This window comes from Thioclava sp. GXIMD4216, assembly GCF_037949285.1.
Classification (GTDB): Bacteria; Pseudomonadota; Alphaproteobacteria; order Rhodobacterales; family Rhodobacteraceae; genus Thioclava; species Thioclava litoralis.
In genome coordinates this window covers 2,126,835-2,147,562 of sequence record NZ_CP149926.1, presented here as the reverse complement: position 1 = coordinate 2,147,562, position 20,728 = coordinate 2,126,835, and the positions used below count along the sequence as shown (strand labels likewise).

At 60.7% G+C, this 20,728-nt stretch carries 14 protein-coding genes and 1 pseudogene; 6 read left to right on the top strand and 9 right to left on the bottom strand.

Features of this window, described 5'->3' with window-relative positions; genetic code table 11:
- Positions 1–11: 11 nt before the first annotated feature.
- The 5 genes and pseudogenes from WDB88_RS10515 to WDB88_RS10495 all read right to left on the bottom strand — a co-directional run.
- A pseudogene (locus WDB88_RS10515) lies at positions 12–1,397 on the bottom strand (anti-phage deoxyguanosine triphosphatase); the annotation flags it as partial.
- 98 nt (positions 1,398–1,495) lie between these two features.
- On the bottom strand, positions 1,496–1,807 hold the full coding sequence (locus WDB88_RS10510; RefSeq protein ID WP_339107632.1) for a restriction endonuclease subunit S: 312 nt from the start codon (positions 1,805–1,807) through the stop codon (positions 1,496–1,498).
- A 254-nt stretch (positions 1,808–2,061) separates the two neighbouring features.
- Complete coding sequence (locus WDB88_RS10505) at positions 2,062–3,435, bottom strand: YfjI family protein (RefSeq protein WP_339107631.1); 1,374 nt, start codon at positions 3,433–3,435, stop codon at positions 2,062–2,064.
- Positions 3,436–3,520: 85 nt separating this feature from the next.
- Positions 3,521–5,080 (bottom strand): DHA2 family efflux MFS transporter permease subunit, encoded by a 1,560-nt coding sequence (locus WDB88_RS10500; protein ID WP_339107630.1) that lies wholly within the window; start codon positions 5,078–5,080, stop codon positions 3,521–3,523.
- Positions 5,077–6,198 carry an HlyD family secretion protein gene (locus tag WDB88_RS10495; RefSeq protein WP_339107629.1) on the bottom strand — a complete coding sequence of 374 codons (1,122 nt, stop codon included), beginning with the start codon at positions 6,196–6,198 and terminating at the stop codon, positions 5,077–5,079. Before WDB88_RS10495 ends, WDB88_RS10500 begins: the two co-directional genes overlap by 4 nt.
- A gap of 161 nt (positions 6,199–6,359) precedes the next feature.
- Here WDB88_RS10495 and WDB88_RS10490 point away from each other — a divergent pair, with 161 nt between their 5' ends.
- The gene (locus WDB88_RS10490; RefSeq protein ID WP_339107628.1) at positions 6,360–7,019 is read left to right on the top strand and encodes a TetR/AcrR family transcriptional regulator; all 660 of its coding nucleotides are present in this window, start codon (positions 6,360–6,362) and stop codon (positions 7,017–7,019) included.
- A 19-nt stretch (positions 7,020–7,038) separates the two neighbouring features.
- On the opposite strand, the gene WDB88_RS10485 is transcribed toward WDB88_RS10490, so the two are convergent.
- Positions 7,039–9,645, bottom strand: a complete 2,607-nt coding sequence (locus WDB88_RS10485; RefSeq protein WP_339107627.1) for a chemotaxis protein CheB — start codon at positions 9,643–9,645, stop codon at positions 7,039–7,041.
- A 77-nt stretch (positions 9,646–9,722) separates the two neighbouring features.
- Between WDB88_RS10485 and WDB88_RS10480 the strand changes: the two genes are divergently transcribed.
- On the top strand, positions 9,723–10,097 hold the full coding sequence (locus WDB88_RS10480; RefSeq protein WP_339107626.1) for a response regulator: 375 nt from the start codon (positions 9,723–9,725) through the stop codon (positions 10,095–10,097).
- A 97-nt stretch (positions 10,098–10,194) separates the two neighbouring features.
- Positions 10,195–12,588, top strand: coding sequence for an ATP-binding protein (locus tag WDB88_RS10475; protein WP_339107625.1), 2,394 nt, complete (start codon positions 10,195–10,197; stop codon positions 12,586–12,588).
- Between the two features lie 25 nt (positions 12,589–12,613).
- Here WDB88_RS10475 and WDB88_RS10470 read toward each other — a convergent pair whose 3' ends face one another.
- Positions 12,614–14,557 (bottom strand): bifunctional diguanylate cyclase/phosphodiesterase, encoded by a 1,944-nt coding sequence (locus tag WDB88_RS10470; RefSeq protein WP_339107624.1) that lies wholly within the window; start codon positions 14,555–14,557, stop codon positions 12,614–12,616.
- A gap of 359 nt (positions 14,558–14,916) precedes the next feature.
- On the opposite strand from WDB88_RS10470, the gene WDB88_RS10465 reads away from it, so the two are divergent.
- Complete coding sequence (locus tag WDB88_RS10465; protein ID WP_339107623.1) at positions 14,917–16,095, top strand: M20 aminoacylase family protein; 1,179 nt, start codon at positions 14,917–14,919, stop codon at positions 16,093–16,095.
- Between the two features lie 72 nt (positions 16,096–16,167).
- Here the strand turns inward: WDB88_RS10465 and WDB88_RS10460 are convergent, their stop codons facing one another.
- Positions 16,168–16,965 carry a Crp/Fnr family transcriptional regulator gene (locus WDB88_RS10460; RefSeq protein WP_339107622.1) on the bottom strand — a complete coding sequence of 266 codons (798 nt, stop codon included), beginning with the start codon at positions 16,963–16,965 and terminating at the stop codon, positions 16,168–16,170.
- Between the two features lie 60 nt (positions 16,966–17,025).
- The gene (gene moaA, locus WDB88_RS10455; protein WP_339107621.1) at positions 17,026–18,033 is read right to left on the bottom strand and encodes a GTP 3',8-cyclase MoaA; all 1,008 of its coding nucleotides are present in this window, start codon (positions 18,031–18,033) and stop codon (positions 17,026–17,028) included.
- A gap of 155 nt (positions 18,034–18,188) precedes the next feature.
- On the opposite strand from moaA, the gene WDB88_RS10450 reads away from it, so the two are divergent.
- Both WDB88_RS10450 and WDB88_RS10445 read left to right on the top strand, forming a co-directional pair.
- Positions 18,189–18,680 (top strand): hypothetical protein, encoded by a 492-nt coding sequence (locus tag WDB88_RS10450; RefSeq protein WP_339107620.1) that lies wholly within the window; start codon positions 18,189–18,191, stop codon positions 18,678–18,680.
- Between the two features lie 456 nt (positions 18,681–19,136).
- Positions 19,137–20,726, top strand: coding sequence for a Re/Si-specific NAD(P)(+) transhydrogenase subunit alpha (locus WDB88_RS10445; RefSeq protein ID WP_339107619.1), 1,590 nt, complete (start codon positions 19,137–19,139; stop codon positions 20,724–20,726).
- The last annotated feature ends 2 nt before the right edge of the window (positions 20,727–20,728 follow it).

Sequence of the window (20,728 nt, the reverse complement as noted above, 5' to 3'; positions counted from 1 at the left end):
ATTGAGACCGCTTATAATCTATCGAAAACCGAGCCTGTTAGGGGCTCAAAAAGTTGCTGGTAGCGTTTCGTTGCATAGTTATCCGTCATTCCCGCGATATAATCACAGATCACTCGAGCTGTTGTGATTTTTCCGCCTGCCTGAATGGTTTTTCGGTAGTGTTCTTCATCAAGCAATCTTTTCGGGTCGGTAGCAAACGCCTCGAAAAGCTCCGAGACCATTTTCTGCCCTTTAAATTCGAGTTGTTGCACCGCTGGAGTCCGTATGACTAAGTCTACGACGAGCGATCGAAGGACCTCCAAGGCGCTCTCGACCGTCGAATTATCTCGTCCGGGATTAGTGCAGAACTTGGCTTGGTATCTGAACAGCGGCTCACTTAATTCTGGGTGTTCTTCGCTAAACGAAGTGTTTTCAACGAAGAACCCGACCATCTGTCCTATAGCGCGCTTCCTTTCGGGAGAAGGTTTGTCGAAAAGCTCCTGAGTAAAGGCTTCAAATTTACCGTCAAAGATCTTGTCCAAGAGCAAGGATAGATTTTTCTTGCGCTGTTCCTTCTCGTCAAACCAGGTCAAGAACTTACGACGGGAGATCAAGCCGAGCCCAATCGCATCTTCTAAGTCATGGACGCCATACGCAATGTCATCCGCCAGTTCCATGATGGACGTATCGAGGCATTTATACTTCGTTTTTGCATGCTTACCGTTTTCTTTTGGCTTGCGGTCCGATCGAATAACATCCCAGTCTTTAATATCTTTTGCGACCCAATTGAGCACCGTGTCTTCGTGCTCTTCGTCCAAATAGCATTTTGGCGGCTTAAAGTCGCTCGCCACAAAAAGAGAACTGTCGGGCGTAACGACCTTATAACCTGGGTTACCCTTTTCAAGCGGCGCTTCTCTGATAACAGAAGCAGGTTTTCCACCAGGAACGATATTCCAATCCACTGTTTCGCTAAATGGCGCGGGATATTTAATGACACCTAACACCGCGCGCCTCGTGAGATTCATACCGCAAAGCTCAGCGTACTTTTCGAGCTTAGTTACGATCCTTAGCGTTTGTCCATTACCCTCAAAGCCACCATAAGGAAGCATGCACCGATTTAAAGCCACCTCCCCGCCGTGACCAAACGGAGGATGGCCGATGTCATGAGCCAGGCAGATAGTGCTCATTAGCATAGGATGAGGTAGGTAATTAATCGCCGCTTGACTGAGGACGTGTTCTTTTCCTGAGAAATTCGCTGCCTTCGCATCACGGAAAAGCTTCTTGGTGATCGAAACGCCGATCTGGCTGACTTCCATCGAATGTGTCAGGCGGGTCCGATAGAAGTCACCGTCACCCAAGCCAAGAACCTGTGTCTTAGCTTGGAGACGGCGGAAGCTTGCGGAGTGCACGACACGTGCATAATCCCGTTCTCACTCACTCCGGTGATCGTTTCTCGGCGAATTTTGAAGACGCTCGGTCCAATAATTGCTGGTCATAAAATACTCCTATAATCAAATTATCTAACCACAACCCGCCGGTTACCGGTCAGGAGTTTCTGCATCAGGGCTTTCTTCTCGGTGCGGAGCTTCTCAATCTCTTGGCGGTGCTCGTGCATCTCGGCATCTGCGTCGTTTAGAACCGCAGCTATCCGCTCTTGTTCAGGGAGATCAGGAACAAGGAAGGAGCACTTCTTGAAGTCCTTTTTTGATAGTTCGAGGAAGGTTGATCCGCAGGCGTAGCCTGCGCCATTGATCCAGAGAGACCACGCGGCCCGTCCATGTGACAGGCTCCCCGTTGATGCCGCGCCCGTGCCGGTGGCAAGCGTCATCCGGCCCATCGCTGGGCATTCGATGCGCAGTAAATACGGTGGGCGGGTTTTCCTGATTTCGGACGGGGGGCGTTGCTACACCCGCTACTTCCGCTACACGGGCGCTGGGCGTTGCCTGCGGGCGGTGCATCCCATTACGGGTGGGGGTCTCTGCTACATCCGCTACTTCTGCTACAAGAAGGTCCAATGTAGCGGGTGTAGCGAATGTAGCGGGGGGCGAGGTCTTTAAAATATCCGCCAGTGCGGCTTGCACATCAAACAGCATTGGCGGGCCTTACGATCCGATAGGCTTCCTTGCAGACTGCGTCGCGAACCACCGTGTCTGCAGGGAGGCGCACAAGCCAGCCATAGTTCTCGAGAATAGCTACCGCCGCTCGGATGGTTTTAGTCTCCCGTAGGCGGTTCGGACCTCTTTGTACAATGTCGCGGATAGTCACCTCATCATAAGGGCATTCCTCCAGAAGCCAGTGGCGCACAAGCTCGGCATTCTCGGTCTCGATAGAGATACCGCCCGCCTCGGCCAGCCGCTTGGCCTCCCCCAGATAAAATTGCGCGAGGGTGATACCCCAACCCATCGCCTGCGGTGTCACCTCGGCGGCGTCTAGATCCGCCCACAGTGTCAGTACACCGGAAATTCGCGTGGCCTGTTCTGCCGCCTTACTGGCATAGGCCCTCACCTGTTCCATGTCCTGCCCAGCGGCCTGCGCAAGCTCCACCGCCTCGGCAAAGCGGTATAGAAGTTCTTTCGCACTGGGCGAGAGGGTCAGGCGGCGCGGGGTCAGTTCCTGCGGGTGCCGGTCGGTTGGCAGATCAGTTTGTAAAATGTGCGTCAGACGGGCGGTGAACCTATCCACCGAACGAGCGCTTTCCGGCCCAGCGCCACGCTTAAGGCGGGTGCCGATCCGGCTGGGCGGTTCGGTAATCAGGAAGCGGGCGGTAAAGCCCTGTCGAGACGCCAGAGGATCGGCCAGAAGAGGGCGAACCGCTACCGGCTGCACCATCAGGTGCGCGGCCAGCCTGCGCCCCCTATAGATCTGTGAGCCATCCCCTGCGCGGGTGCGGTCAATCGGCTCCCCGTTCCAGAGGCACGACAGCCCCGCCATTGTCTTCAGCCGGTTATCCGAGTTCATAGCATGGCCCCCGATAAACCCGCCCGCTTCATCCGAGAACAGGCCAAGGCTCGGGCGTCCAATGCCATAGAGTTTCATAAGCCCTTCAAAGGTCGGGTCCATTGCGGTCAGGTTCGGGCGCATGGGCGGCATAGGCTCCGGCCCCATTGCCGCCAGATCGGCGCGGGCACCGGCTGCTTTCTCGGCCTTGGCCCCTGCCGCCTCGGTCATAAGACGCTCGCGCTTCTTGGTCCAAACTTTGAGTTGCACCTCATGCTCGGCCAGATCTGCCCGATAGGTTTCATCCTCAGCCTGTTCATACTCCCGCACCCCGCGCATAAGCAGACGGTCACAGGTGCTTTTGCGCTCCCCGCTCTCGGCAATGGTCAGGCAGAATAGCGATAGAGGGGAATCTCCGCCCAGGGTCTCCACATCGGCAAAGCCCTGCACGGCCAGAGAGGCCACCGAGAGGGCCGATTGCGCAGCAATGGCGGTGGGTGCCTGCGTTATGTCGACCACAGCCTGCACTACCTCTGTGAGCGGCCCTAGCGCGTCTACGGGATAGGCCTCGCCCTTGGGGATTTCGCGCAGGAGCGCATGGGGATCAATGCGCGGGGGGCTTGCCTTGGGCCTGTGGTGGCTTCATCGCCAAAGCCATCGCGGCGAGGCCGGCAAAGAGGCAGGTCAGGACGACGAATGTATCGATAAACGCCATCACATGTGCCTGCGCCGAGACGCGGGCCGCCAGTTGCGACAGCGCGGCGGTGGTGCCATCCATCCCCGAGGAGCTATAGATTTGGGCCAGAAGATCGCGCTGGCGGATCGCTTCGGGATTGGCCCAGCTGACCGCTTCGGACAGACGCGCCCCATGAAGGGCCTGACGGTCGGTCAGGAGCTGGTTGATCAGGGCAAGCCCCACCGCGCCGCCCAGATTGCGCATCAGGTTATACAGCCCCGACGCGCCCTTGATCTTGGCAGGCGGCAGCGTGCCAAGCGCCAGATTGTTGATCGGAACCATGCAGATCATCAGCGACAGGCCGCGCAGCACCTGTGGCCAGAACAGTTCCCAGAAGTCCCAGTCTGCCGTCATATAGGTCAGCAGATAGGTCGAGCTGCCAAAGCCCAGAAACCCCATCAGCAGCATCAGTCTGAGATCGATTTTCGAGGCCAGTATCCCCGCCAGCGGTGCCGCAATGAACATGGCGATGCCCGAGACGAAAACCGTCTCGCCGGTCATCAGGCTGTCATAGCCGCGCACCGTCGCCAGATAGAGCGGGTAGAGATAGGTCATCCCGTAAAGCCCGATCCCCATGACGAAGGAAAAGACCGAGCCCACCGAGAAATTGATATCGGCAAAGGCCGACAGGTCGACCACCGGATTTTCGCGGGTGAAGGCGCGCCAGAATGTGACCACCGCGCCGATCGTGGCCACGACGAAAAGAATGGCGACGGCCTCGTCCTGAAACCAGTCATTGCCGGGGCCTTCTTCCAGCACATATTCGGCCCCGCCCAAGAAACATGCCAGCGCCAGCAGGCCGGTCCAGTCGAAGCTGTCGAAAAGCGACCAGTTGGGTTCGTCGAAATCGATCAGGCTCAGCGAGCCGAGCGTGACCAGAATCCCCGCAGGCACATTGACCAGAAACAGCCAGTGCCATGACAGCGCGTGGGAAAGATAACCGCCCACTGTCGGCCCGACGGTCGGGGCCAGCGTGGCGATCAACCCGATGATGGGGGAGACGATATTGCGTTTGGAGGGTGGGAAGATGGTGAAGGCTGCGGCAAAGACCGCAGGGATCATGCCGCCCCCCAGAAACCCCTGCAATGCGCGCCACAGGATCATCTCGTTGATCGAGCCTGCGGTGGCGCACAGGAAAGAGGCCGCCGTGAAACCTGCCGCCGAGGCCGCAAAGAGATAGCGGGTGGACATCATCCGCCCCAACACGCCCGAGAGCGGGATCATGATCACTTCGGCGATCAGATAGGCGGTCTGCACCCAAGAGATCTCGTCGCTGGAGGCACCCAGCCCCGCCTGGATTTCCGTCAGCGAGGCCGAGACGATCTGGATATCCAGAATCGCCATGAACATCCCGAAGACCATCACCATGAAGGCGATCATCCTGCGGGGCGTCATCTCGGGCGCAGCATGGGCAGCGGCGGCGTTCATTGCGCGCTGGCCGTATCCGCCGCACCGGGTTCGGGCGACGTGCGCCTGTCGATTTCGATCACCGCCGAAAGACCGGCGCGCAGGCGTTCATGATCGTCCTCGGGCAGGGTGATCCGCACCGGAACCCGCTGCACGATCTTGGTGAAATTTCCGGTGGCATTATCGGCAGGCAGCAGCGAGAAGATCGCGCCCGTCGCAGGGGCCACCGAACTGACGACCCCTTCGAGCGGGTGATCCTTATCGGTATCAAGCACCACGCGGGCCTTGGCGCCGGGGGCGATGCCGGCCAGCTGGGTCTCTTTGAGATTGGCTTCCACATAGAGGCCGTGATCGGGCACGACCGCTGCGAGGGTCTCGCCGATGCTGACCAGTTCGCCCTGCTTGATCGCGATATTGGCCACGACCCCGTCGAAGGGCGCACGCAGGACCGTATGGTCCAGATCGCGCTGCGCTTGGGCCACCGCCAGTTCAAGCTCCTTGCGGCTGGAATCGCTTTCGGCCCGTTCGGCGCGCAGCACATCCACATCGGCTTCGGCTCCGGCGATGGCGGCCACTGCGGCGGTGCGATTGGCCTGTGCCGTGGCCAGTGTTTCGTTGGCGGTATCCAGATCCGCCTGCGAGGTGACGCGCCGTGCCGCCAGATCCTTGGCGCGTTTGGCATTGGTTTGCGCATTGCTCAGCGCCGCGTCGCTTGCGGCAAGCTGGGCCTTGGCTTGGGTCACGGCGGTTTCGGCGGCCGCGATCTGCGTGTCGATACGCGCCAGAGTGCGTTCCAGCGTCGGCAGTTTGGATTGCGCCAGTTCAAGCGCGATCTTGTAGTCGCCCTCGTCGATGCGCAGCAGCACATCGCCCTTATGCACATGCTGGTTATCCTGCACGGGGATTTCCGAGATATAGCCCTGCAGTTTCGATGACATCAGCGAGACATCGGCCTGCACATAGGCATCGTCGGTTTTCACCATGAACCGCCCATGTGTCCACCAGCTGATGCCGAACCAGCCGCCCGCCAGAATCGCGACCACCGCGACGCCCGTCAGGATCTTCTTTTTGCGGTTGCCGGATTTCGGGGTGCCGGAATTTGCAGTGGAATCCGGCGCGGATTTGGGATCGGAGGACATGGCAGACTTTCGGGACATATGGGCGGAACGGAGGATAAAGGGCAGGCGAAGAGATAAATCGAACCATTGGGTTCGATGTCATTAACGCAAGCCTGCTTATCAATCAAGACTTTATCGAACCGGATGGTTCGATTAATAATGGGGAAAGTTTGAGGGCCGTAATGACCGAAAAAGATTCTCCGTGCACCGGATATGCAAAGCGACATGCTGCGGGCCAAGACCCCGAAAAGCGTGAACAGATTCTGGATGGTGCCTGGGAGATGTTTCTGGAGCGCGGCTTTGACGCGACCACGATGAACAGCATCTGCAAGGCGGCGGGTGTCTCCAAAAGCACGCTTTATGTGTATTTTGCCGATAAGCAGGATCTGTTCGTGGCGCTGGTCGAGCAGCGCAAACGTATTTTTCTGGCCGGTGTCGAGGATTGTCTTGCCGGACCGGGAGGGACGCGGGACAAACTTCTGGGGGCGGCGCGCCTTCTGGCGGGGCGGCTATGCGCCGAGGATGTGGTGCGGGTGCAGCGGATCGTGATTGGTGTGGTTGAACGGATGCCCGAGCTGGGTCAGCGTTTTTACGAGGCGGGCGCGCGGAATTTTCTTGGCGTCTTCAGTCAGTGGCTGGGCGCGCAGGCGCAGGCCGGACAGCTTTCGCTGAGCGATCCGGTGATGGCCGCGCACCGGTTTTCCGAACTGGTGACGGCGGGGATCTGGCGGCAATGTCTTTTCGGATTGCGTACGGCCCCACCCAGCGACGCCGAAATCGAGCGCAACTGTCAGGAGGCGGTGCGCATCTTCCTGCTGGCCTATGGCCCGCCTGCCGTCTGACGCGGGCAGGGGCTAGATCTCAGGCGGGCGTGGTATCGATGCCGTGAAACAGCAGCATCGCCCCCGTTGTCGGTTCGGCCTGCGTAGTCGATTTCTGCATCATCGGGTGGACCTCGATGCGCAGATGATGGCCTTCGTGATCCCCTTCGGCATTGCGCGATGTCTTGGAGCTGATCACCTCGCGCGCCAGTTTCGGCAGGTCGATGAAGGACAGCTTCGGCGTGACCACCGCCAGCGGGCGGTTCACATCATGCGCTTCCAGCAGGAAATGCGCCCCGACCAGATCGCTGAAACGCCGGATGCGCAGGTCGCTATCCACGAAGATCACCCCGACGCGCAGCTTGCGCAGGACCGTGTCGGTATGCTCGTTCAGCTCGGAAAGCTTGTCGATCTGCAATTCGTGCTCTGTGCTCAGCGTCACCAGTTCTTCGTTGACCGCGTGCAGTTCCTCGTTCGAGCTTTGAAGCTCTTCGTTGGAGGCCTGCAATTCCTCGTTCGAGGCCTGTAGCTCTTCGTTGGAGGCCTGCAATTCCTCGCCGCTGGCTTCCAGACGCTCGGTCACATGCTGGAGCGTTTCCTCGGTCAGGCGCAAGTCGCGTTCCAGTTCCTGGATGCGGCGGGTCAGCAGCAGCACATCCTCGTTGAAGCTGATCGGCTTGGCAGATTTGGGCGGGGCGTCCTCCGCATCGGTCTCGCTTGCCTCGCGGAAGGTGATATCCACCAGCATGAGCCGCGAGCGGGTCAGTTGATCCAGCGGCTCGATGCGTAGCACAACCGACCGCAGGCGTCCGCCGCCCATATCCACCTTCACCTCGCGCGACGAGATATCCAGCACCCCTTGGCGCAGGCGCTCCATCCCGACCTTGATCGGGAATTGCAGATCGCGATGCACGATCTCGTCCACCGTCCATTCGGCCAGATTGTTCATCGTGTCGATAAAGGCGCTGGCGGCCCCGAACCAGCTGAGCACATGCCCGTCCGTGGTCACCAGAATGGAGGAGGGCGCGTAGCGTTTGAGCAGCGCATCATATCCCGCAATCAGCATCTCGCGATGCGACATGTCGAAGAAAGTGCTGTTGGTGGCGGCGTTGCGGCGCGGGGCAGGGCGGGCCGAGGTCACCGGCGCGCGCTCGGAATTGCGCGTGGCCGAGCCCAGCTGGTGTGACAGGATGTTCCTGTCCAGCACCCTGCGGCTGGAGGCTTTCTGGAACAGTCGCCAACGGGCATTGATCTGTTTGAATTCCGGTCCGAAGCGGCCGATCGTCTCGGACGGGCCAAGCAACAGGAACCCGTCCTTGCGCAACCCGAACAGGAACATCGAGATGATGCGCGCCTGTGGTTCTTCGTTGAGATAGATCAGCAGGTTCCGGCACGAGACCAGATCCAGATTCATGAAGGGCGGGTCACTGAGCGCGTCATGCACCGAGAAGATGATCGACTGCCGCAGCTTGGGTTCGATGATATACTGGTCGCGATGCTGGATGAAATATTTGGCCCGCAGTTCGGCGGGGACTTTGGCCACGCTGGTTTCCGAATAGATGCCCGCCGAGGCGATATCGATGGACCGGCGATGCACATCGGTGGCGATGATCCGGAATTTACGGTCAAGTCGGGCGGCTTCCAGCGCTTCGCTGAGTTCGATGGCAATCGTATAGGCCTCTTCGCCGCTGGCACAGCCCGGAATCCAGATACGCAAAGGGGCATCGTCATCGGAACGTTCTACCAACTCATCCAGCGCATCCTTGCGCAGGATGCGGATCGCTTCGGGATCGCGGTAGAATTCGGTGACGCCGATCAGCAGGTCCTGATAAAGCTCCTCCAGCGCATTCGCATCCTCGGAGAGCAGAACGCGATAGGCCTCGAGCGAGGGCAGGCCCCGCAGATGCTGGCGGCGGTCGATCCGCCGCTGCACGTTGATCGGCTTATAGGACGAGAAATCCACATGGTATTTGCGTTCCAGAAGTTTCAGGATCGCCTGCGAGGCCGATCCTTCCATCTCGGTCAGGGCACCACGGCCTTTCTTGCCCATCGTGAAGACGATAGAGATCGCCTCGGGCATCTCCTCGACCTCCAGCACGCGGTCCACCGCACCGGCTGTCAGCACCGAGCGCGGCATCGAGGAAAATGCCGCCTGTGCGGGGGCCTGCGCCAGCACCGTGGCATCGGCATTATGCAGGATTTGCGCGCCGCGGGTGCCATCGGTGCCCGAGCCGGAGAGGATGATCGCAACCGTCGCTTCGGGCGGGCGTTCTACCAGAGAGCGAAAAAGCGCATCAATCGGCATGGGCGGGCGGTGCCCTCTCTCGCCGAAGGCCGTGGTCACGAAATGGTCCCCGACCAGTTCGACCGTCTGGTTGGGCTGGTTGAGATAGATGGTGTTCGGCTCCAGCCGCATGCCGTCTTCGATATGTTCGATGCGCATCTTCGAACGGCGGCTGAGCAACTCGTCCATCATGGACCGGTAATCGGGCGATAGATGCTGGATAACGATATAAGCCCATCCTGTCGAATCGGGGCAGTTGGAGAAGAAAGCCTCCAGCGGTTCCAGCCCGCCCGCCGATGCGCCCAACGCCACAACGGGAAGAGCGTGTGAATCCCCGTGCTGAGCCTGAGATGCATCGGTCATTGTGAAGTCCTTGTCGGTCTTGAGTTAATTCAAACCGTAGCACATACTCTGCCAGCCGCAACTTTAAGGACACCCCCTTGGCCAGAATTCTTATTGCAGATGACGACGAAAACTATCTGATCGCCTTTTCGGAGGGGATGGAGGCGCTTGGTCATGAAACCGTCTGTGTGACGCAATCCGACAGGCTGCTTCCGAATCTGGAACTGGGCGGGTTCGATATCGTTTTTCTCGACGTGGTGATGGCCGGAGGCGGGGCGATCGTGGCGTTGCACAAGGTGCGTGAATTCAGCGCGAGCCTTCCCGTTGTGGTGATTTCGGGCATGCCCGAGGTGGTGGATTCGCCGATTTTCACGCTGGGTATGCGCGCGGCAAATGCGCGGGTGTCCAAATCGACATCGCTCGCTAAGCTGTCGGAACTGGTCGATGATCTCGTCAGTAAAGCGCGGCAATAACACGTATCGCGTGTAGCCACCCGCCGGTTTTGCGGCGGCGTTACAGGCGCGCATATGTCACGGGCCTATCTCAGGGGGCGCAGGCGGGAAGGATCGCATGAGACACAGAGTGCAGCTCGAAGATCGCCTGTTTGCGCGCCCGCAGATCCGCAATGTTTCCGGCGGGTCCTATGCGCTGCTGGGGGCCTGTCTGGCGCTCTGCGCCTGTGTTCTGCTTGGCGGCTATGTTCTTGACATCGCGCTTTTGCGCCAGCTTGCGCCGGGCTGGCCCGCGATGGTGCCGCAGACCGCCTATGCCCTGCTGTTTCTGGCGCTGGCCCAAGGCGGGCTGTTGCGCGGTATCGGGCGGGGGCCGGTGCTGGTGACGCTCGTGCTGGCGCTGGCAATGGCGGGGATCGGGATCGAGGACCAGTTGCATACCCTGCCGCAAACCCAGATCCGGCGGCTGTCTCTGAACCCGCTGGTGACCTCCAGCACCGGACGGATGGCCCCCGCAACCATTGCGGGCGTCTTGCTGATGGTGGCGATTTTGGCATTGCAGATGGCCAGAGCCAAATGGTGCAAATGGGGCCATGCGGCGCTGGCGAGTTTCGGCATCTTTTCGTGCCTGATCGCGATGGATGCCTATTTCTTCGATGCGCCCGCCTTGTCGCGCATCACCTTCCTGTCGGCGATGGCCTTCCATACGGCTTTGGGTTTTTTTCTTTTATATGTCGCGGCTTTGCTGGCATCTCCCGAAGGAAGCTGGGTGCCCGACCTGTTTACCGACCTTCCAGGGGGGCGTATGGCGCGTTGGGTGCTGCCTTGGGCCGTAATAGGGCCTATCGCGCTTTGCTATGTCGCGCTGCGCAGCACCGAGCACGGGCTGATCTCGCCCAATTTGCGGCTCAGCAGTCTGGCCATTGTGCTGCTGCTGCTGGCGGCGGTGGCCACCCTGCGCGGGGCACGCTACCAGAATATCGCCGCGCGCAGGGCGGTCTATGAAGAGCGTCGCCTGCGCGAGGTGCTGGATGGGCTGGAAACGGCGGTCTTCGTGATTGATGCGCAGGGCGTGCTGCGGATGGTCAACCATGCCGCCGAGAAGATGGCGGCCAACGCCCCCGACACCTTCCTGCAGACGGCAGAATTCCATTCGATGCGCAACCGCCGTCCGTTGGAGGGGGACGAGCATCCCGTTACACGGCTTCTGGCGCAGGGCGGTCCGACAGAGCTGCATTGCGGCTGGATCGATGGGAGCGGTCGGGAACATGCGCTGCGGCTGTCGGTGACGCGGACCCATCCGGGGCAGGGCTTTGCCGAGCCGGTGCGGATTTTGGCCATTCAGGACCAGACCGAGGGCTGGATCCTGCGCGAGAACCTCTCGCGCACCGAACGGCTGGATGCGATCGGCCAGATGGCGGGGGGCGTTGCCCATGAAATGGCCAATATTCTGGGGGCTGCGCGCCTTTCGGTGGATACGTTGCTGCTGAAACCCGAAGAGCTTTCCGAGACGCAGCGTGGCAAGATCACGGCTATCCGCACGGTCTGCGAGCGCGGGGCCGATCTGACCGAACGGCTTTTGAACCTGACCCGAGACCGCGCCGCCGAGGACGAGACGCTGCGGCTGGACGCGAAGCTGCGCGAGGTTGCGGATCTGGCCCGCCAGACGGTTCCGGCGGCGATCCGTTTCGACCTCGATCTGGGCTGCGGGGATCTCTTCGTGCGCTGTGTGCCGCGTGATCTGGAAAGCGCGCTGCTCAATCTGGTGCTCAATGCCAGCCATGCGATCATGGAAGGGCCGGGGGCGGGCGGGATCACGCTGCGCAGCCATGCGTGCCCCGATGGTCGTGTCGCGATTTCGGTGATCGATACGGGGCCGGGCATGTCGGCGGCATTGCTCGAACATGTGCGCGAACCGTTCTACACAACGCGCGAGGCGCAGGGCGGCACCGGATTGGGGCTGCCGATGGTCGATAATTTCGCCCGTCAGTCGAATGGCCTGTTCGAGCTGCGCTCGACCGAAGGCGAGGGCACGACCGCGACGCTGGTGCTCGGGGTGGTGTCACCGGCCGATGCCGAAGCTGCCCCGCCGCAGATGCAGCTGCCGGATCTGGGCGGTCTGCGGGTGCTGGTGGTGGAAGACGACCCGCATTTCCATGATATTCTGACCCAATCCCTGCAAATGCTTTCGGCCGAGGTGCTGTCGGCCTCGTCGGCGGCGCAGGCGCTGGATATTCTGGCGCGCCAGACCCGTGTGCCAGATCTGCTGATCACCGATATCATGCTGCCGAACGGGTTGGACGGCTATCGTCTGGCCTTTGAAAGCCGCAAGATCTGGCCTGATCTGCGGGTGATCTACATGTCGGGCTATACCGACCAGATCAGCCGTTCGGGGCGCAGCGTGCAGGGGCTGTTGCTGCGCAAACCGCTGGCACTGGACAATCTGGTCAATGCCATTGCGCTGACCTTGCATAACAGGCCCGGTGATGGGCCGGGCCCGTCTGCGCCGTGACGCGCTGTTGTTTTGGCGTGCGGGGCTACTTTTGCGCAGAGGGCGTCGGTGAGGCCGGATCGTAGCGGGTGGGGGCCTGTATCAGGTCTTCGATGGACATCGGACGGGCAAACAGGAACCCCTGCGCGCGCGGACAGCCCATCGCCTTGAGCATCTGTAGCTGTTCAAGGGTTTCGACGCCTTCGGCCACCACCTCGTAGCCGCATTTCCGTGCGATCAGCAGGATGGCTTCGGCAATCGCGCCCCCCGAGCTGCTTTGCGACAGCTTGGCGCAGAAAGACCGGTCGATCTTGAGAATATCCACCGGCCAGTTGTCCAGATGGCGCAAGCCCCCATAGCCCGTGCCGAAATCATCCAGCGCCACTTTCGCGCCCCTTGTGCGCAATTCCAGCAACGACCGCAGGATCTGCCCCGAGCGTTCGTCCAGCATGACCTTTTCGGTGACCTCGATGGTGATCATGCTCCAGTCCAGATGGTGCCGGTTCAGCATGGACTGGACATCGAAGACGAATTCGGGGTTCAGCAGGTCGAAGGCGGTCAGGTTGATCGAAAGGGAGGCGGGGCGGGCGCCGCGCTGACCCAGACCGGCCTCGTTATAGGCCATCAGCGCGCGTTCGAGCACCGTGCGGGTCAAGGTCTCGGCAAGGCGGTAGTCCTTGAAGATCGAGGCGAAAGCATCGGGCAGCAGGATGCCGCGCTGCGGATCGCACCAGCGGGCCAGAACCTCATAGCCTTGCACTTCGCCCGTCCCGCTATCGACGATTGGCTGGAAATAGGGTTCCAGCCGGTGGGCCCCGATTGCCTCGTCAAAGCGGCGCCCGATGGCACGCGAATTGAAGCGTTCGTGATGGCTGGGCGAGAAGATGGTATTGACCGCGCGCCCTGCATGTTTCGAGGCATAGAGCGCGCTATCGGCCAGTTCGAACAGGTGACTGAAGCTGCGCCCCTGCGACGGAAACAGGCTGGCCCCGATGCTGACCCGCCCCAGATCCGCTTTTCCCAGCATGGCCGCACCCCGCTGCACCGCCGAACGGCAGCGCGACAGAAGCGTTTCCAGATAGTTCGACGAGGTCCGACCCGTTTCGACGAAAATCCCGAATTCATCCCCGCCGACACGCCCCACGATCGCAGGCGGAGGGAAGGCCGACGTGATGGCGGAGGCGATGATGCGCAGATATTTGTCGCCGAAACTATGGCCGTAAATATCGTTGATCGACTTGAAATGGTCGATGTCGAGCATGATGAACGCCCCCTGCGCCTCTTTGGCATTCAGAAGGTCCAGCCGCATCGCGACCTTGCGCTCGAACGAGCAGTGGTTCTCGACCTGCGTCAGCGGATCGACCTCGGCCTCGCGTTCCAGCCGTTTCGCGCGGCGCTGTGCGGCCTGATAGCTGTTCTGGAGCGCCTGCTTTTCCAGATGCACGGCCAGCGTATGCGCCAGAAGCTGGGCGGTGGTGTCAAGCTGTTCGGCGCGATAGGCGCAGGCGGGGGCGCTGGTCGGAAAGGCGGTGCTGAGCCCCCCGAGCCGCCGCCCCGTTTCGCTGAACAGCCCGTGGCTGTAGAACACGTAGTCCTCGGTGCTGCAGCTATAGGGCGGGGTTGCGCGCCCGTGCAGATGGGACTGTGCCGTGACCTCTTCCAGCCCGAAGCTGAGCGCATCCTCTTGGGTGGTGCGGCCCTCGGTGAAGCCCTCGGTGCGGCTTTCGGCGGGGCTGTCCTGCGCAAGGGTGACATGCGCGCGCGTGGCCCCTGTCAGACGTTGCGCCAGCGCCGAGAGGTCTTGCAAAAGTAATGGGGAACTGTCCGTCGCGTCCAGCGTCGCGTCCTGCTTTTCCTGCCAATGGGCTGCGCGCAGGTTCCGCATTTCCAATTCGTGCAACTGATAGGTCCCTCGCGTCTGCGCAGGCGGAAAAGGCTGACCGACCATCGTGACCGAAATGGGGGCTGTCCCGCGAGATTTATGTGCCATCGCAATGTCCTAAGCAAGAAAACCGATCAGACTGGTCAAACGCATCCACAGGGAGAAAATGGTCAAATTTTGATTTATGATTAACTCAACTTTAAGGTGATCACGCTTCTTGGCGCTTCGTCAATCATTTTCCGCATTCTGCGGATTTTTTTGCCCTAAAGGCCGAATATTGCGTAATTTTACAGCCAGTTGCGGGGGCGGGGTGTCGCCTCCTGCGCCCCAAAGCCGTCTTCAGGCCATTCATAGGGGACAAAGATCCTCGGGGGGAGGCAAAGCGACACGGGCAAAGACGGCAGGCCTTGTGCCCGCGCACGCCATCGCGCAAGCTGCGAGGGGATTTAGCGTAGAAAGAGCCGCCAATGCCGATCAAGACCCGTTTTGCCGAGATGCTTTCGGAAATCACAGCATGGCGGCATGACTTCCACCAGCATCCTGAACTGTTGTTCGATGTTGGACGCACGGCTGGGCGGGTTGCCGCGCTTTTGCGCGAGTTCGGCTGCGACGAGGTGGTCGAGGGCATCGGTCGCACAGGTGTGGTCGGGGTGATCCACGGGCAGTCCACTCAGGCGCAGGGACCTCGCGCAGAGCGTGCCATCGGGCTGCGCGCCGATATGGATGCATTGCCGATCCTTGAACAGGCCGATGTGCCCTATGCCTCGACCGTGAAGGGCAAAATGCATGCCTGTGGCCATGACGGGCATACCGCCATGCTTTTGGGGGCCGCGAAATACCTGTGTGAAACGCGGCAGTTTGCAGGGCGCGCCGTGGTGATTTTCCAGCCCGCCGAGGAAGGGGGCGGTGGCGGCCTTGAAATGTGCCGCGACGGGCTGATGGACCGCTTCGGCATCGAGGAGGTCTATGCCATCCATAATATGCCGGGCATCCCCGTGGGCGAATTCGCTATTTGCGATGGTCCGATCATGGCGGCTTGCGACCAGTTCGATATCCGTGTGCTCGGGCGGGGCGGGCATGCCGCGACCCCGCATGATGCGGTGGATGCGGTGGTTGTCTCGGCGCAGATCATCATGGCGCTCCAGACCATCGCCTCGCGCAATGTGAACCCGCATGATCAGGTGGTGGTCTCGACCTGCGCGGTCAAATCCGACAGCTCGGTGCATAATGTCATCGCGCAGGAGGTGAAGCTGCGCGGCACCGTGCGCACCATGCGCCCCGAGTTGCGCGATTATGTCGAAGCGCGCCTGCACCAGATCGTGACCGCCACCGCAGAGGCCTTCGGGGCGCGGGCCGAGATCCATTATGACCGCGGCTATCCCGTGACCTCGAACCCGCCCGAATATGCCGCGCTTGCCGTGCAGGGCGCGCGCGGGGTCACCGATAAGGTCAATCCGGATGTCACCCCGATGATGGGGGCCGAGGATTTCAGCTATATGCTCGAAGCCCGTCCCGGCGCCTATATCTGGCTGGGCAATGGCGATAGCGCGATCCTGCATAGCCCCGATTACATCTTCGATGACCGTGCCTTGCCTTACGGGGCGAGCTGGTTTGTCGAAATGGTCGAGACCCGTCTGCCGGTTTGACGTGACGGGTCTGGCGTGACGGGGATGACCTGACGGGTCCGGCATGCGGTCGGCGCAGCGCCGGTGTCGGGCTTACAACAGAGGGCGCGTGACCTTTTGCGGCAGGATGATATCCTGCGCGCGGGCTAGCTTTTCGGGGTCGGGCAGGGTCAGCCAGCCCCGCTTCCATTCGGCCAGTTTCTCGCGCCGCAATCTGGCCAGCGTCTTGTTGGTATGCACCAAAGACATCCCCAGCGCGTCGGCCAGATCCTGCTGCTTCCAGGGCATCGGCACGGTCGGTCCTTTCAGACCCCGTTCCGTTCCGGGGGCGGCAGAGCGCGAAGGCTCCAGCTCGATCTGGCGCAGGAAGATCTGCAAAAGCGCCCAGGCGATGCGGCTTGTGGCTTCACGCTGACCGATGGCGGCAAGGCTTTCGCCAAGGAAATGCTCCTCGCGGGCGGCCAGCCATGTCACGGTAAAGGCGCGTTCGGGCTGTGTGCGCATCAGATCCCAGAAGGCGCTGCGATCGAACACGCATAGCCGCATGTCGGAAGAGCTTTCGAAGCCGTGGCACATTTCGCCCATCACAGCGGTCTGCAGCCCGACGAAATCGCCGGGAAACACGAAGTTCAGCACCTGACGGCTGCCGTCGGGCAGGGTCTTGTAGCGCATCCCCAGACCCTCAAGAACGGTATACATCTGCGGGCTTGCCGCGCCTTCAAGCATCACCGTCGTGCCCGCCGCTACACTCATCTCTCCGGCCTTGAACCGCTCCATGAACGCGATTTCCTGATCGGAGAATGTCTCGAAACAGTCCTTCTTGCGGAGCGGGCAATCGGTGCAGGCGGTGCCATGCCCCGAACGCGGGCTTGCTGGTGTGGCGGATGACATGTTCTTTCCCTCGTGACCTATGTCTTGAGACAAGCCGCAAAGGAGGGGTTGGTTCCCTGTCTAGCCGCCGGTATGGCTCATATGGCGCGACATCTGCCCCGCGACCTGCTGGCGCGAATAGTCGAAATCGTGGCCCTTGGGTTTGCGGGCAATGGCGTCGCGGATGGCAGCGATCAGGGGGGCATCCGCGTGGTCGGCGCGCAGGGGCGCCCGCAGATCGGCGCGGTCCTCCTGACCCAGACACATATACAGCTCGCCCGTGCAGGTGACGCGCACCCTGTTGCAGCTTTCGCAGAAATTATGGGAGAGCGGTGTGATGAAGCCGATTTTCTGACCGCTCTCGCGCAAGCGGACATAGCGCGCAGGCCCACCCGTGCTCTCGGGCAGGTCGGTCAGTGTGAACCGCTCGGCCAGACGGGTGCGCAGCGCCGAAAGCGGCCAGTACTGGTCCAGCCGCAGGTCTTCGCCCATCTCGCCCATCGGCATGACCTCGATGAAGGTCAGGTCGAACCCCTCGTCGCCGCACCATTTTACCAGATCGAACAGCTCTGCCTCGTTGAACCCTTTCAGAGCGACGGTGTTGATCTTGACCCGTAACCCCGCCGCTTTGGCGGCCTGTAGCCCTTCGAGAACCTGCTCAAGCCGCCCCCAGCGGGTGATCTGCGCAAATTTCTGCGGATCAAGCGTATCAAGCGAGACATTGATCCGGCGCATCCCCAAGGCGGCCAGCTCTGTGGCATGCCGCGCCAGTTGCGAGCCATTGGTGGTCAGCGTCAGCTCGTCAAGCGCGCCGGTGTCGAGATGGCGGGCAATCGCGCGGAAAAAGGTCATGATATCGCGCCGCACCAAAGGTTCGCCCCCCGTGATGCGCAGCTTGCGCACGCCCAGCCCGATGAACGCCGAGCAGAGCCGGTCAAGCTCTTCAAGGCTCAGTAGATCGCGCTTGGGCAGGAACTGCATATGCTCGGCCATGCAATAGGTGCAGCGGAAATCGCATCTGTCGGTCACTGAAACCCGCAGATACGAGATAGGCCGTGCAAAAGGGTCTATGAGAGGCGCATGTGTCATGTCCGAAATCTAGGTTTGCCAGCGGCATTGAGCAAGCGGTCTCTGGGATTTGCGCAATGCGATTTGCCCAAGGAATTCCCTTGCGCTAGCTATACGGGCGTGACCTGCGGCAATGGCTTCGGGAACACGCTGTATTTTTATAAAAGGATGGGTGCATGATGGCGAGGCAGCGGACGCAGGAACGGGTCTGGGGGCAGACCGTGCGGTTGAAACAGGGGCTGGTGGTGCTGGTTTGCGGCCTTGGCCTGAGCGCCTGTTCCCAGTTGGGCGGCCATACGGACCCGGCGGCTGCACCGGGGACGGGGCTGATCAAAAGCCCCATTCCGCAGGGGGTGGCCCATACGGCTCAATCGCTGGATCAGGCCAGCGCGGGCGAGCGCGCGGCGGCGATGGCAACCAGCACCGGCGGCACCAAGCTTGGCACGACCGTGGCCAGCCTCGGCGACCCGACCCAAGCCGGTTTCTGGCTGAAGACCTCTTTGGTGAAAACCCAGACCAAGGGCCGGGTCACATTGTCGAACGGCAAATCCGTGCAGGTGATGCTTCTGCCCGCCGAAGATGGTGCCAGCCAGCTTTCGCTCTCGGCGCTCCGGATGCTGGATGTCTCGCTTACCGACCTGCCGACCCTGACGGTCTATGCGCTGTAATCCGCATTGGCGAGGGGGGTGCTGACCCGCGACCGGCCCGTCGGAGGATGGGCCGGTTTTTTATTTGCCAAAACCCGTGTGGAAACTTGCCTATAATTTTCAAACCGTTGCTGAAAAAGAGGCAGTATTAGTGTCCTATATTTGAATGTTTCCGCAAACATACTGCGGTCTATGGTCGCAATCAAAAAAATATATGGCAACCATGCTGTCCATTTATGGATTGCAGGTGAATTTGAAATGCACCGCAAGATGCTGAAAAATATATGAAATTATTCAGTATGCCTTGGTATGCAGAGGTATGCCTTTGTATTCCGGGGTGAAACGCTCTTCTTTTCAAGGATTTCGACTATAGGGGCGCTTGTGAAACAATCTTGCGCAGTCTAATCCTTTTGCAGGGCGTGTCGCTTTGGGCATGTCGTCTATTGACCTGACACCGCGTCAAAAGGGGGGATCAACTTGAAGATCGGTGCTCCAGAGGAGATTTATTCGGGGGAATCGCGTGTTGCGATGACGCCGGATTCCGCGCTCCAGCTGCAAAAGCTGGGCCATGAGTGTTTCATTCAATCGGGGGCCGGCATCAAGGCGGGCTTTACCGATGCGGCCTATACGGCTGCCGGCGTCACCGTTATCGAGGGCGCCGAGGCGCTGTTCGACGCGGTTGATTTCGTTGTCAAGGTGCGTCCGCCGGAGGAGGCGGAGCTGTCGCGCCTGAAGACGGGTCAGACGCTGATTTCGTTCTTCTATCCGGCGCAATCGCCGGAGATGCTGGAAAAAGCCAAGGCCACCGGCGCGAATGTGATCGCAATGGATATGGTGCCGCGGATTTCGCGCGCGCAGAAGATGGATGCGCTGTCGTCCATGGCCAATATCGCGGGCTACCGCGCGGTCATCGAGGCGGGCAATAACTTCGGGCGCTTCTTCACCGGTCAGGTGACGGCAGCGGGTAAGGTGCCGCCTGCCAAGGTGCTGATCGTGGGCGCGGGTGTGGCAGGTCTTGCCGCCATCGGGGCCTCGACCTCGCTCGGCGCGATCACCATGGCCTTTGACGTGCGTCCCGAAGTGGCCGAGCAGATTGAATCCATGGGCGCGTCCTTCGTCTATCTGGACTTCGAGGAAGCCCAGACCGATGGCGCGGCGACGGGCGGCTATGCGGCCCCGTCTTCCCCCGAATTCCGCGAAGCGCAGCTGAAGAAATTCCGCGAGCTTGCGCCGGAAGTCGATATCGTCATCACCACCGCCCTCATCCCCGGTCGTGATGCGCCGGTGCTCTGGACCAAGGATATGGTCGAGATGATGAAGCGCGGCTCGGTGATCGTGGATCTGGCCGCCGAGCGTGGCGGGAACTGCGAGCTGACCGTCAAGGACGAGCGGATTGTCACCGAGAATGGCGTGACCATTCTTGGCTATACCGATCTGCCCTCGCGGATGGCGACGCAATCCTCGACGCTTTACTCGACCAATATCCGCCATATGCTGGCCGATCTTACGCCGGAAAAAGACGGTGTCATCAACCATAACATGGAAGATGACGTGATCCGTGGCGCGACCGTGGTTCATCAGGGCGAGATCACCTTCCCGCCGCCGCCGCCCAAGGTGAAGGCGATTGCCGCGCAAAAACCGAAGGAAAAGGCCAAAGAGCTGACGCCCGAGGAATATAAGGCGCAGGAAAAGGCGGCCTTCCGCAAGCAGACCATGTCTCAGGTCACGCTGCTGGTGGCGGGCACCGTGCTGCTGCTTCTGGTGGGCGCGGTCGCACCGGCCAGCTTCATGGCGCATTTCGTGGTCTTCGTGCTGTCGTGCTTTGTGGGCTTCCAGGTCATCTGGAATGTCTCGCACAGCCTGCATACGCCCCTGATGGCGGTCACCAACGCGGTTTCGGGGATCATCATCCTTGGCGCGCTGTTGCAGATCGGCGCGGGCACGCAGGTCTCGGGCGGCTGGCTTGTGGTGATCCTCTCGGCCATCTCGATCCTGATTGCCACGATCAACATCGTCGGCGGCTTCCTGGTTACGCGCCGGATGCTTGCCATGTTCCAGAAGTCGTAAGG